This window comes from Thermus sp., assembly GCF_039793865.1.
GTDB lineage: Bacteria > Deinococcota > Deinococci > Deinococcales > Thermaceae > Thermus.
Window position 1 is genome coordinate 1,909 of the sequence record NZ_JBAMMI010000084.1, and the last position, 12,006, is coordinate 13,914.

Here is a 12,006-nt window from a genome sequence, read left to right on the forward strand (position 1 = left end):
CCCCTATCCTTAACGCTTTTCGCCAAAATGGAAAGGAGCGTGCGCCTCCTTCTCCCCTCCGACGTCCTCCTGACCCACGCCCCGCCCCCGGGGCCCAGACTTCGCCCACCGGGGGGCCAGGGTCTTCCTCCTCTTCCGCCCCCGGCCACACCCCGCTCCTCGGGGCGAACCCCAAAAGGCGGCACCGCACCCCCTGGGGGGGTGCCCAGGGCCACGCCCTCATCGCTCTCTGAGCTGGCGGTAGGCCTCGTAGGCCGCCACCCCCACGGCCACCGCCAGGTTCAAGGAGCGCACCGACCCCGGCATGGGGATCCTGATGGCGGGGAACCGGGTGAGGACCTCCCCGGGAAGCCCCCGGCTTTCGGGGCCGAAGAGGAGGAAGTCCCCCTCCTGGAAGCGGACCTCGTAGAGGGAGGCCTCCCCCCGGGCGCTGAAGGCATAGACCCTAGCCCCCCCAGGCAGGGCCTGGAGGAAGGCTTCAAAGGAGTCGTGGAGCCTGAGGTCCACGTGGGGCCAGTAGTCCAGGCCCGCCCGCTTGAGCTTGGGGCTAGAGAGGAGGAAGCCCAGGGGACGGATGAGGTGGAGGGGCCACCCCAGGGCGGCCGCGGTGCGGGCCACGTTCCCGGCGTTTTGGGGGATCTCCGGCTGGTAGAGGACCAGGTGGAGCATCACCGCCTCCGGTAGCGGGTGGCCGCCCCTCGGCCCACCCTTTCCACCCGGCCCTCCCGGACGAGGCGGCCGAGAAGCTCCAGGGCCCTTCTGCGGGAAAGCCCCAGGGCCTCCTCTAGGTCCCGCCTGGGCCTAGGGGTTTCCAGAAGGGCCAGGACCCGCTCCGCCAGGGGGTCCTTGCGGGCCAGGTGGTACCGCCCCCCCTCCTTGCGCAGGAGGCCCATCTTCTCCATGCGGGAAAGGACCCGGCGCGCCGCCTCCTCGGGAAGCTGGAGGGCTCGGGAAAGATCCTCCAGGCCCGCCTCCCCCACCCGGCGCAGGTACCCCACGGCGATGAGGTGGTCCAGGCTGAAGGCCCCGAAGCGCTCCTGGGCCTCGGCGATCTCCCGCACGAAGGCCTCGTCCAGCTCGGGGTTGTAGAGGACGAGGGTCAGGGCCTCCGGGAAGAGGCGGTACTCCGGGGGCTCCTTGCCGTGCTTGAGGAGGAGGCGGTACATCTTGTCCACCCCGCTTCCCGCCCGCTCCACGTAGCCCAGGCGGTAGAGGGCCTCGGCCAGGCGGGGGTTCCGCCTCTTTGGGGGGTGGCGGAGGACGTTCTCCGGGGTGATGCCGGGGGGGAAGCCGCCGGGGTTGGAGACCTCCAGCCGGTCCCGGTGGTGGTGGACCTGGATGGCGTCCTGGCTCCGCCAGTCCCGGTGGACGAGGGCGTTTAGGAGGGCCTCCCGGTAGACCTCCTGATCAAAGTCCCAGACCTCGAGGCGGAAAAGCCCCACGGTGAGGTAGCGGACCCGATTCCGCGCCTGGATGAGCTCCTTCAAACGCTCCAGGAGGGCGGGGATGGGCCTTAGGAGGTCCTCCCGGAAGCTGTAGCCCTCCTCGGCCTCGTGGAAGTAGTAGCTCACCTCGGCCTGGGGAAGAAGCCGCCTTAAGGCGAGGGGCGTTCCCACCAGGAGAAGGCCCGCCACCGTGGGGCGCTCCTCCCCCTCCACCCGCTCCAGGAGGCCCAGGGAATAGAGGAGCTCCAGATCGGGCAGGGCGGCCAAGGAACTTCCCCTTTCCTCCAGGATACGCCTCAAGCGCAGGACCTCCACCGGGTCCAGGTCGGAGAGGCTCGCCGCGGGCAGGACCTGGGCGGTGAAGTCCGGCTCGGGCAGGGCCTGGCCCACCTTGAGCTCCGAAAGGCGGGCGCCGTCCCAGAAGGGCACCCGCCCCGCCCCCACGGCGATGGCCGCCGGGCTTTGGGGCACGTGGAGGGCCAAAACCCGCCCCTCCGGCCCCTCCAGCACCTCCACGTAGGGCAGGAGAAGGCCCTGGGTGAGCTGGAAGAGGGCGTGGGTGATCTGGAGGGGGTGGATCTCCGGGGCCCCGAGCACCCGGCCCTCCGGGTCCACGCCCAGGAAGAGGGTGCCCCCCTTGTGGTTGGCGAGGCCCGCGGCGTAGCGGGCGAGCTCCTCCGGGGAGAGGTCGTGGGGCAGGAAGAGGGTGCGCTCGTCCTGGCCCCGGGCCAGACGTTCCTCAAGCTCCTCCCACGTCACGGGGCCCAGTTTACGGGGCCTGCGGGGAGAGGAGGGAGAGGCCTTTAGGCCCACCCGCTCTACCCGGCTTGCGGCGGGGGCTTCCGGCAAGCCCCTTCCCCGCGTTCGGGTAGCCGGGCCCGCAAGGCCTTGCGCCCTTCTGCCCTTGGCCCTAAGGGGAGAAGGAGCCCCTCCGAGCCCTCCCTGAGGCCCAGGGTGGGGGCCATCCCGAGGGCGGGCCGCACCGGGGGGGACGAGGCCCCGGCGAGTCCGGTACAATAGGGGTGTGACGGCCAGGCAGCGGCGCATCCTCCACCACCTGGTGGAGGAGTACATAAGGACCAAGGCCCCGGTGCCCTCGGCGCGGCTCGCCGAGGCCCTGGGCCTGAGCCCCGCCCTGGCCCGCTACGAGCTCATCGCCCTCGAGGAGATGGGCTACCTCACCAAGCCCCACGCCTCCGCGGGCCGGGTGCCCACCCGCCAGGCCTACCGCCAGTACTCCCTCTCCCTCCTCCCCCCCAAGCCCCTCCCCGAGGCCACCCAGGCCCGCCTGGAAAAGGCCCTGGAGGGGGCCAGGGAGCCCGAGGCCTTCCTGGTGAAAATGGCCTCCGGGCTTTCCGGCTACCCGGCCCTCCTCCACCTCAGGCCGAGGAAGGCCCCCAAGGTCCTCCAGGTCCACCTCTCCCCCCTCCCCGAGGGCACCCTGGCGGTCTTGGTGCTGGAAGGGGGAAGGGTGAAGGAGGCCCGGCTTCCCTTAAGCCTCTCCCCCGAAAGGCTCCGCCAGGCGGAGGAGGCCCTGGCCCGCCCCTTCACCCCTTCCGCCGAGCCTCCCCCGGGCCTGGAGGAGCTTTTTTCCCTCCTAGAGCGGGCCCTCCTTGGGGGGCTTTCCCTCACCTACCGGGAAGGCCTCGCCCAGGCGCTCAAGGAGCCCGAGGCCCAGGACCCAGGCTTCCTGGAGCGCCTGGTGCGCCTCTATGAAGAGGGGGCCGAGGACCTTCTCACCCCCCCGGGGGGCGTGGACGTGCGGGTGGGGGAGGTGGAGGGGCTCGCCCAGGTGCAGGCGGGCTTTCAGAAGGGGGAGTGGCTTGGGGAGATCGTCCTCCTCGGGCCCATGCGCATGCGCTACCCCGAGGCCCTCTCCGTGGTCTTAGGCCTCACCCAGGTCTATACTGGGAGCCATGCGCGTTGAGGTGCGCCTCTTCGCCCTCTACCGGGAGCAGGCGGGCCTGGAGCGCCTAGAGCTGGACCTCCCCGAGGGGGCGAGGGTGAGCGAGGTCAGGAGGCTTCTGGAGGAGCGCTTCCCCGGGCTTCGCCTCGAGGGCGGGATGGCCGCGGTGAACCAGGCCCTGGCGGGGGCGGAAACCCCCCTGAAGGAGGGGGACGAGGTGGCCTTCCTCCCCCCGGTTTCGGGAGGGCAGGACTCCTACGGCCTCACCCAGGAGCCCCTGGACCTCGGGGCCCTGGTGGCCTGGGCCGTGGCTCCCGAGTACGGGGCGGTGGTGAGCTTCCTCGGCACCACCCGAAGCCCCAACCGCGGGGAGGAGGTGGCCTTTTTGGAGTACGAGGCCTACCCGGAGATGGCGGAGAGGGTGATGGCGGAGATCCTCGCCGAGATGCGGGCCCGCTGGCCCCTAGGGCGCATCGCCCTCTGGCACCGCCTGGGCCGGGTGGACCCCGGGGAGGCCTCCATCGCCATCGTGGTCTCGGCCCGGCACCGCAAGGAGGCCTTCGCCGCCTGCCAGTACGCCATTGACCGGGTGAAGCAGGTCCTGCCCGTGTGGAAGAAGGAGCACCGCAAGGACGGGAGCTTCTGGGTGGAGGGCTTCGCCCCGGAGGACAAGCGGCTTTGAGGCTTAAGGCCTCCTTAGGGGAAAGATGACCTCCTTCGCGGCCATCGCCGGGCTCCTCCTCCTCGTCCTCTTCGCCCTCCCCCTCCTCCTCGGGTTCCTCTCGGGAAGGGCCTTCCGGGAAGGCCGGAGCCGGGTGGGCCTGGGCCTACTCCTCTTCGGGGCTTTCCTGGGCCTTTGGGCGAGGCCAAGGCCCTTGGGGCTCCTTCTCCTCCTCACGGGCCTCCTTTTGGGCTACGGGAGGCTTCGGCTATAATGGGGGGATGACCGAGCGGGCCCTGCGCCCCCTGACGGAGGAAGAGTACCTGGCCCTAGAGAGGGAAAGCCCCCTTCGCCACGAGCTTCTTGGGGGCCTTCCCTACGCCATGGCGGGGGCCAGCCTGGACCACAACCTCATCGTCACCAACCTGGTGGCCCTCCTCAAACCCTTGGCCCGGGCCAAGGGGTGCAGGGTCTACAGCGAAACGGTGAAGCTCAAGCTCTCCGAGGACACCTTCTACTACCCTGACGTCATGGTGGTGTGCGGCCCCAAGGCCCACCCCCTGTACGAAACCTCGCCCTGTCTGGTGGCGGAGGTGCTTTCCCCGGGTACGGAGGTCCAGGACCGGCGGGAGAAGCTTTCCCGCTACCTTCGCCTCCCGAGCCTTCTGGGCTACCTGATCTTGGAAAGCGGGCGGCCGGGAGGGGTTCTTTACCGGAAGACCCCGGAGGGGTTCCGGGAAGAGACCTTAGGGGAAACCCTGGTTCTGCCCTGCCTCGAGGGGACCCTCCCCCTCGCCGCCCTCTACGAGGGGGTAGTATGAGGCCCATCCTGGAGCTCTTTCCCGAGGAGCTTCCCGGCGAGGGCTTCCGCAAGGCCCAGATCGCCCACTGGCTCTACGCCAAGGGGGCCCTGGACTTCGCCGAGATGACCGACCTCCCCAAGGCCCTGCGGGAGGTCTTGGGCCGGGAGTGGCGCCTCTCGGAGTTCGCCCTGGTGGAGGCCTACCCCAGCCAAGACGGGAGCGTGAAGTACCTCTTCACCCTCCTGGACGGCCAGAGGACCGAGGCCGTCTACATGCCCTACGAGAACCGGAAGACCGTCTGCCTCTCCAGCATGGTGGGCTGCCCCGCGGGGTGCGCCTTCTGCGCCACCGGGGCCATGGGCTTCGGGCGAAACCTCACCGCGGCGGAGATCCTCTCCCAGCTCCTCGCCATCGCCCACCACCAGGGGATCTCCCCCCGGGAGATCCGGAACGTGGTCCTCATGGGCATGGGGGAGCCCCTGCTGAACCTGGGCAACGTCCTCAAGGCCATCCGCATCATGCTCCACAAGAAGGCCCTGGCCATGAGCCCGAGGCGCATCACCCTCTCCACCGTGGGCATCCCCAAGGGGATCTACCGCCTCGCCGAGGAGGACCTGGGGGTGCGCCTCGCCCTCTCCCTCCACGCCCCCGACGACGAGACCCGCAAGCGGATCATCCCCACCGCCCACCGCTACCCCATCGCCGAGATCCTGGAGGCCGTGCGCCACTACTACGCCAAGACCAAGCGGCGGGTCACCCTGGAGTACACCCTCCTCAAGGGAATGAACGACCACCCCTGGCAGGCGAGGCTCCTCGCCAAGCTCCTCAAGGGCCTGAGCGCCCACGTGAACCTCATCCCCTTCAACCCCTGGGAAGGGGCCCCGGTGGAGGGGACCCCCAAGGCGGGCATCCTGGCCTTCGCCGAGGAGCTCAGGCGCCTCGGGGTTCCCACCTCCATCAGGTGGAGCCGGGGCCAGGACGTGGGCGCGGCCTGCGGCCAGCTCGCCCTAAAGGTCCCAAAGCCCCTTCTCACACCGCTTCCAGAAGGCGCCGGGCGATGATGAGCTTCAGGATCTCGCTCGTCCCCTCGCCGATGCGGGTGAGGCGGGCGTCCCGCCAGTAGCGCTCCACCGGGTAGTCCCGGATGTACCCGTAGCCCCCGAGGACCTGGATGGCCTCGTCGCAGGCCCTCACCGCGGCCTCGCTGGCGAAGAGCTTGGCCTGGGCGGCCTCGAGGGTAAAGGGCCTCCCGGCGTCCTTGAGCTCCGCCGCCTTGAGGTAAAGAAGCCTCGCCGCCTCCAGCTCCGTGGCCGCCTCCGCGAGCTTGAAGGAGACCCCCTCGTACTCGGCGATGGGCTTGCCGAAGGCCTCCCGCCCCTTGGCGTAGGCCAGGGCGTAGTCCAGGGCGGCCCGGCCGAGGCCCACGGCCATGGCGGCGATGCCGATCCTTCCCCCGTCCAAAACCTTAAGGACGTCGTAGAAGCTCTTCCCCCGCTCGCCCAAGAGGGCCTCCTCGGGAAGGAAGAGGTCTTCCAGCACGAGCTGGGCGGTGTCCGAGGCGTGGAGGCCAAGCTTCTCCTCTTTCCGCCCCACCTTTAGGCCCCGCTCGGGGCGGAAGAAGGCGAAGGCGGAGATGCCGAGGTGCTTCTTCTCGGGGGTTGGAGGGGGGTCGGTGCGGGCCACCACCACGTAGACCCCGGCCACGCTCCCCTGGGTGATGAACTGCTTGGTGCCGTTCAAGACCCACCCCCCCTCCACCTTCTCCGCCTTGGCCTTGAGGGCGGCGGCGTCCGAGCCCGAGCCGGGCTCCGTGAGGCCCCAGGCCCCCAGGGCCTCCCCCGCGGCGAGCTTGGGAAGGAAGGTTTGCCTCTGCGCTTCGCTCCCGGCGAGGAGGATGTGCCCGGTGGCCAGGGAGTTGTGGCTCGCCACGGTGAGGGCGAGGGCCCCGTCGTGGTAGGCCACCTCCTCCACCATGCGGGCGAAGAGCCTCGTGGAAAGCCCCGCCCCCCCGTAGGCCTCGGGCACCTGCGCCCCGAAGGCCCCAAACTCGGCGAGCTTCCGCACCAGGTCCCAGGGGAAGGCCCCGGTCCGGTCCCGCTCCGCCGCCCCCGGGGCCACCTCCGCCTTCAGAAACTCCCGGAAAGGCCCCAGAACCTGCCTCTCCTCCCGGCTTTCCTCAAACCAAAGGGCCATGGTGGGTTCAGTATAACCCTTTTCTGCCCATAGGCAAAAATGCGTTATACCTCTTTCCCCCAAAGCCTTAAAGTGGTTTCTCGGGGAATGCTCCTCCTCGTGGGCCCCACCGACGTGGGCAAGACCACCCTGGCCCTCCGCCTGCTAGAGAGAGCGGGGGAGGCCTACCTCCTGGACCTGGACCCGGGGCAAGGGGCCCTTCCCGGGGCCTTCTCCCTCTTCCTCCACCGCGAAGGGCGCCTCCTCCTCGCGCGCCGCGCCCTGGTGGGGGCGCTTTCCCCGGCGGGGGCGGAGGGGAGGGCCCTGGTGGCGGCCCTGCGCTTGGCCCGCCTCATCCCCCCGGGAAGCCCGGCGGTGGCGGACACGGACGGGCTTCTGGACCCGGAGTACCGCCTCCTGCAGGCGGAGGCCCTAAGCCCCGCCGAGGTGATGGTCCTGGGCTCAGAAGACCTCTACCGGGCCCTCGCCTGGCGGCGGGACCTCAGGGTGCGCCTCGCCAGGCCCCTTCCCGAGGCCCGCAGGAAGACCCCGGCGGAAAGGCGGAAAAACCGGCAGGAAAGGCTCCTCGCCCACTTCCAGGGGGCAGGGCCCAGGGTTGCCCCCCTCGAGGGCCCGCCCCTCTGGGACCGGCTCTACGGCCTCCTGGACCCCGAGGGCTTCTTCCTGGGCTACGGGAGGCTCCTCGCCTTTGGGGGCGGGGAGGGGCTCTTCCTCACCCCGGCCAAGGGCGAGGTGGCGAGGGCCCTCCCCACCCGCCTCGCCTTTCCTACCCCCGCACTACCAGGTTGAGGATCTTCCCGGGGACGTAGATCTCCTTCACCACCTCCTTGCCCTCGAGGTGGGCCCTCACGTTCCGCACCTTGAGGGCCTCGGCCCGCGCCACCTCCAGGGGGGCGTCCTTGGGGATCTGGATGGTCCCCCGCACCCTCCCGTTCACCTGCACCGCCACCTCCACCAGGTCCTTCTCCAGGGCCTTCTCGTCCAGCTCGGGCCAGCCCGCCTCAAAAAGGCTATCGGGCCAGAACCAGTGCCAAAGCTCCTCGGCCAGGTGGGGGGCGAAGGGGAAGAGCATCTGCAGGTAGTAGCGGATGGCGGTGCGGTAGACCGGGGTCACGGGCCGGTCTTTGCGGTACTCGTAAAGGGCGTTCAGGAACTCCATGAGGGCGGCGATGGCGGTGTTGAAGCGGAGGGCCTCGAGGTCCTCCGTCACCTTCTTCAGGGTCTCGTGGAGCTTCCCGTAAAGCTCCCGGTCCTTCCCCTCGAGGGCCTCCGCCTGGAAGACCCCGCTCGTCCCCAAAAGGGCCTCCCGGTCCTCGGCCACCCGCCTGTAGATGCGGTTCAGGAAGCGCCAGGCCCCCTGGACCCCCTCCTCGGTCCAGACCATCTCGTTCTCGGGAGGGGCGGCGAAGAGGATGGTGATGCGGGCGATGTCCGCCCCCTGCTCCTTCACGAAGGGCCCCACCATGACCCCGTTCCCCTTGGACTTGCTCATCACGGCGGGCTTCCAGAGGTGGAGGGTCCCGTCCTCGTGGGGGCGGAGCTCGGCCCCCATCTTCCGCACGTCCTCCAGGGAAAGCTCGCTCTCCGGGATCTCCAGCCGGATGCGGGTGGGCTCGGGGAGGCGCACCCTTTCCCCTTCCACCGCCACGGGGCCGAAGTCCGTCCAGGCGAGGACCATCCCCTGGGTGAAAAGCCCCTGGAAGGGCTCCTCCACCTTCACCATCCCCAGGTCGTGGAGGAACTTGGTGAAGAAGCGGCTGTAGAGGAGGTGCAGCACGGCGTGCTCCACCCCGCCGATATATTGGTCCACGGGCATCCAGAAGTTCGCCTTCTCGGGGTCAAAGGGGAGGCGGTCGTTGTGGGGATCGGTGTAGCGGAGGTAGTACCAGCTGGAGTCAAAGAAGGTGTCCATGGTGTCCGTGTCCCGCTTGGCGGGGCCGCCGCACTTGGGGCAGGTGGTCTCGTAGAACTCGGGGTGGGCCTCCAGGGGGCTTTTCCCCTTGGGGCGGATGTCCTCCACGTCCTTGAGGTCGGGGAGGAGGACGGGAAGCTCCTCCTCGGGGACGGGCACCACCCCGCAGGCCTCGCAGTGGACCATGGGGATGGGGGTGCCCCAGTAGCGCTGGCGGCTTATCAGCCAGTCCCGGAGGCGGTAGGTGACCCGGCCCTTCCCTAAGCCCTTTTCCTCCAGCCAGGCGATGACCTTCCGCTTCCCCTCTTCGCTTTGCGTGCCGTCAAAGGGGCCGGAGTTCACCATGACCCCGGGCTCCTCGTAGGCCCTCTCCAGGGGCTCGGGGAGGGGGTCGCCGGGCCGCTCAATGACCTTCCGGATGGGGAGGCCGAACTTCGTGGCGAACTCAAAATCCCGCTGGTCGTGGGCGGGGACGGCCATGATGGCCCCGGTGCCGTAGCCGTAGAGCACGTAGTCCGCGGTCCAGATGGGGATCCTCTCCCCGGTGGCGGGGTTCACCGCGTAGGCCCCGAGGAAGACCCCGGTCTTCTCCCTTCCTTCCGCCTGGCGCTCAATCTCCGTCTTGCGCTTGGCGGCCTCCACGTAGGCCAGGACCTCCTCCCGCCTCTCGGGAAGGGCGAGCTCCAGGGTGAGGGGGTGCTCCGGGGCGAGGACCAGGAAGGTGGCCCCGAAGAGGGTGTCGGGGCGGGTGGTGAAGACGGGAATCTTCTCCTCCTTTCCCTCCACGGGGAAGAGGATCTCCGCCCCTTCCGAGCGGCCGATCCAGGCCCTTTGCATGGCCTTGACCTTCTCGGGCCAGCGGAGGCCCTCGAGGTCCTTAAGAAGCCTCTCGGCGTAGGCGGTGATGCGGAGGTACCACTGCTCAAGCTCCCGCTTCTCCACGGGGGTGTCCTCGTGGCGCCAGCACCGACCCTCCACCACCTGCTCGTTGGCGAGGACCGTCTGGCACTTGGGGCACCAGTTCACGAGGCCCTTGGCCCGGTAGACCAGGCCCTTTTCCCACATCTTGAGGAAGATCCACTGGTTAAAGCGGTAGTACTCGGGCTCGCAGGTGGTGACCTCCCGGTCCCAGTCGTAGAGGATGCCCATGAGCTCGAGGCTCTCCTTGGCCTGGCGGATGTTGGCGTAGGTCCATTCCTTAGGGTGGACGCCGAACTTCAGGGCGGCGTTTTCCGCCGGAAGGCCAAAGGCGTCCCAGCCCATGGGGTGGAGGACCTCGTAGCCCTGCACCCGGCGGAAGCGGGCCAGGACGTCGCCCATGGTGTAGTTCTTCAGGTGGCCCATGTGCAGGTCCCCCGAGGGGTAGGGAAACATCACCAGCACGTACTGCTTGCCCCGCTTCCCGGGGGCCTCCTTGGCCTTCATGAAGCCCTTCTCTTTCCAGAAGCGCTGCCACTTGGGCTCTATGGCGTGGGGGTTGTACTTCTCCATGCTTCCTCCTCAAAAAAACCCTTCCCCTGGGGGAAGGGACAGCCAGGCCCCTCCCCGCCTTAAGGGGCTAGCCTGGCCCGGCGCATAGGCCTATGCTACTCCTTTTGGCACCCGGGTGAAAAGGCGCTACTCCGAAAGTCCCCAGGCCACCACCGCCCCCAGGAGAAGGGCGAAGAGCACCAGGTAAAGCCCCAAAAGGGCGAGGACGAACCCCGCCAGGGGGCCGTAGAGGAGTTCGTATTGGGAGCGGGGAAGGAGGCTTGGCAGGCCCAGGCGCACCCCCTCAAAGACCAGGGTGGCCGCCCCGGCCCCGGCACCTAGGGGAAGGAGGTCCCTAGGGCGGCTCACCCCCCGGAAGAGGGCGTAGGTGAGGAGGAAGAGGAAAAAAGCGGCGAGGAGGGGGATAAGGGCCTCCAAAGGCCCGAGGAAGACCCGCCAGGCCTCCGGCAAAAACCGAAGGAAAAACCCCAGGGCGAGCCCCCCAAGGGCCAGGAGGATGAGGCCAAGCCCCAGGGCGAAGGGCATGAGGAGGCCGAGGAGGCGGTGGCGAAACCCCAGGGCCCGGCCGAAGACGAGCCCTAAGGCGTAGCTCAGGGCGGCGAAAAAGTTGCTCCCCGACCAGAGGAGGAGGAGGCCGCTTCCTAAGGTGAGGGGAAAGGCGCCCCGGGTGAGGAAGTCCAGGAGGGCCTGGGCCATCTCGGGGCGGGCGGGGAAGAGGGCCAGGGTGAGCTCGGTGAGGGCCTGGAAGACCTGGGCCCTGAGGAGGGGGTTTCCCGAGAGGAGGAAGCCGAAGAGGCCCACCAGGAGGAAGAGGAGGGGCATGAGGGAGAGGAGGGCGTAGTAGGCGAGGGCGGCGGCGAAGAAGGGGACGTGGGCCTCCTGGTAGCGCCGGTAGAACCGCTTAAGCAAGGCCATCCATCTCCTCCGCCCCCTTGGGGTCCCCGGCCTTTAGGAAGAGGCGGATGGCCGCCTCCTTGTGCCTTTGGGCCTCCCCCTCCCGGCCTAAGCGGAGGTGCCACTCCAAAAGGCCCCGGTGAGCAGAGGCTTGGGCCACGGGGTCCAGGGAGGCCTCGGCCTCGGCGAGGCTCTCCCGGAGGAGGGCCAGGCTTTCCTCCTTTTCCCCGAGGAGGAGCCGGGTGTAGCCCCGCTCGTAAAGGTTCACAGAACGGGCCAGAGGGTCAGGGGGAAGGAGGCGGGCTTCCTCCTCAAAGACGGCGAGGGCCTCCTTCAGCCTACCCGCCATGCGGAGGACCATCCCCACCTGGTGGAGGGCCCGGTGGCTCCCCGATTCCCGGTAGAGGGCCCGGTACAGGGCCAGGGCCTCCTCGTGCCTTCCCTGGAAGGCGAGGGCGTACCCCAGGGCGAAGCGGGCCTCAGGGGAAGGGTCCCTCCGGAGGAGGGCTTCCGCCTGCTGGAAGCGGTCCTCCTCCATGAGGGCCCAGGCCCGGGCCAGGCGGGTTTCCCCGCTCCTCTTCTTGCGCGCACCCTTCGACCTATGACCGGTTTTCCCCATGCCGGCATGGGGCGGGATCACGCCCGCTCCTGCCCCTCCCCCAGGGCCACCCACTTCAAGGTGGTGAGCTCCAGGGGGCCCA

The 12,006-nt window shown here is 69.2% G+C and carries 12 protein-coding genes and 1 pseudogene; 7 read left to right on the plus strand and 6 right to left on the minus strand.

Annotated elements, in window-relative coordinates; translation table 11 throughout:
- Positions 1–233 (plus strand): annotated as a pseudogene (locus tag ABJK26_RS07575) (hypothetical protein); the annotation flags it as partial.
- Here ABJK26_RS07575 and ABJK26_RS07580 read toward each other — a convergent pair.
- Entirely contained in the window at positions 220–669 is a 450-nt protein-coding gene (locus ABJK26_RS07580) for a tRNA (cytidine(34)-2'-O)-methyltransferase (protein ID WP_347241675.1), read from the minus strand. The pseudogene ABJK26_RS07575 and the gene ABJK26_RS07580 overlap by 14 nt on opposite strands.
- The gene (locus ABJK26_RS07585) at positions 669–2,204 is read right to left on the minus strand and encodes an ATP-binding protein (RefSeq protein WP_347241676.1); all 1,536 of its coding nucleotides are present in this window, start codon (positions 2,202–2,204) and stop codon (positions 669–671) included. Before ABJK26_RS07585 ends, ABJK26_RS07580 begins: the two co-directional genes overlap by 1 nt.
- A gap of 265 nt (positions 2,205–2,469) precedes the next feature.
- Between ABJK26_RS07585 and ABJK26_RS07590 the strand changes: the two genes are divergently transcribed.
- The 5 genes from ABJK26_RS07590 to rlmN are packed head-to-tail and all read left to right on the plus strand — an operon-like array spanning position 2,470 to position 5,876.
- Positions 2,470–3,372 (plus strand): HrcA family transcriptional regulator, encoded by a 903-nt coding sequence (locus ABJK26_RS07590; protein ID WP_347241677.1) that lies wholly within the window; start codon positions 2,470–2,472, stop codon positions 3,370–3,372.
- Positions 3,362–4,033 (plus strand): molybdenum cofactor biosynthesis protein MoaE, encoded by a 672-nt coding sequence (locus tag ABJK26_RS07595; RefSeq protein ID WP_347241678.1) that lies wholly within the window; start codon positions 3,362–3,364, stop codon positions 4,031–4,033. Before ABJK26_RS07590 ends, ABJK26_RS07595 begins: the two co-directional genes overlap by 11 nt.
- A 25-nt stretch (positions 4,034–4,058) precedes the next feature.
- Entirely contained in the window at positions 4,059–4,286 is a 228-nt protein-coding gene (locus ABJK26_RS07600) for a hypothetical protein (RefSeq protein ID WP_347241679.1), read from the plus strand.
- Positions 4,287–4,293: 7 nt separating this feature from the next.
- Positions 4,294–4,833, plus strand: a complete 540-nt coding sequence (locus ABJK26_RS07605; RefSeq protein WP_347241680.1) for a Uma2 family endonuclease — start codon at positions 4,294–4,296, stop codon at positions 4,831–4,833.
- Entirely contained in the window at positions 4,830–5,876 is a 1,047-nt protein-coding gene (rlmN, locus tag ABJK26_RS07610) for a 23S rRNA (adenine(2503)-C(2))-methyltransferase RlmN (RefSeq protein ID WP_347241681.1), read from the plus strand. Before ABJK26_RS07605 ends, rlmN begins: the two co-directional genes overlap by 4 nt.
- Here rlmN and ABJK26_RS07615 read toward each other — a convergent pair.
- A complete protein-coding gene (locus tag ABJK26_RS07615) occupies positions 5,845–7,008 on the minus strand; it encodes an acyl-CoA dehydrogenase family protein (RefSeq protein WP_347241682.1) in 1,164 nt (387 codons plus the stop codon). The two genes, rlmN and ABJK26_RS07615, sit on opposite strands and share 32 nt — an antisense overlap.
- 87 nt (positions 7,009–7,095) lie before the next feature.
- Between ABJK26_RS07615 and ABJK26_RS07620 the strand changes: the two genes are divergently transcribed.
- Positions 7,096–7,797, plus strand: coding sequence for a Clp1/GlmU family protein (locus tag ABJK26_RS07620; protein WP_347241683.1), 702 nt, complete (start codon positions 7,096–7,098; stop codon positions 7,795–7,797).
- Here the strand turns inward: ABJK26_RS07620 and leuS are convergent.
- From leuS to ABJK26_RS07635, 3 genes are all read right to left on the minus strand, one after another.
- The gene (leuS, locus tag ABJK26_RS07625; protein ID WP_347241684.1) at positions 7,775–10,411 is read right to left on the minus strand and encodes a leucine--tRNA ligase; all 2,637 of its coding nucleotides are present in this window, start codon (positions 10,409–10,411) and stop codon (positions 7,775–7,777) included. The genes ABJK26_RS07620 and leuS overlap by 23 nt on opposite strands.
- Before the next feature lie 126 nt (positions 10,412–10,537).
- Complete coding sequence (locus tag ABJK26_RS07630; RefSeq protein WP_347241691.1) at positions 10,538–11,320, minus strand: YhjD/YihY/BrkB family envelope integrity protein; 783 nt, start codon at positions 11,318–11,320, stop codon at positions 10,538–10,540.
- Complete coding sequence (locus ABJK26_RS07635; RefSeq protein ID WP_347241685.1) at positions 11,313–11,924, minus strand: tetratricopeptide repeat protein; 612 nt, start codon at positions 11,922–11,924, stop codon at positions 11,313–11,315. The genes ABJK26_RS07630 and ABJK26_RS07635 overlap by 8 nt, the downstream gene beginning before the upstream one ends.
- Between the last annotated feature and the right edge of the window lie 82 nt (positions 11,925–12,006).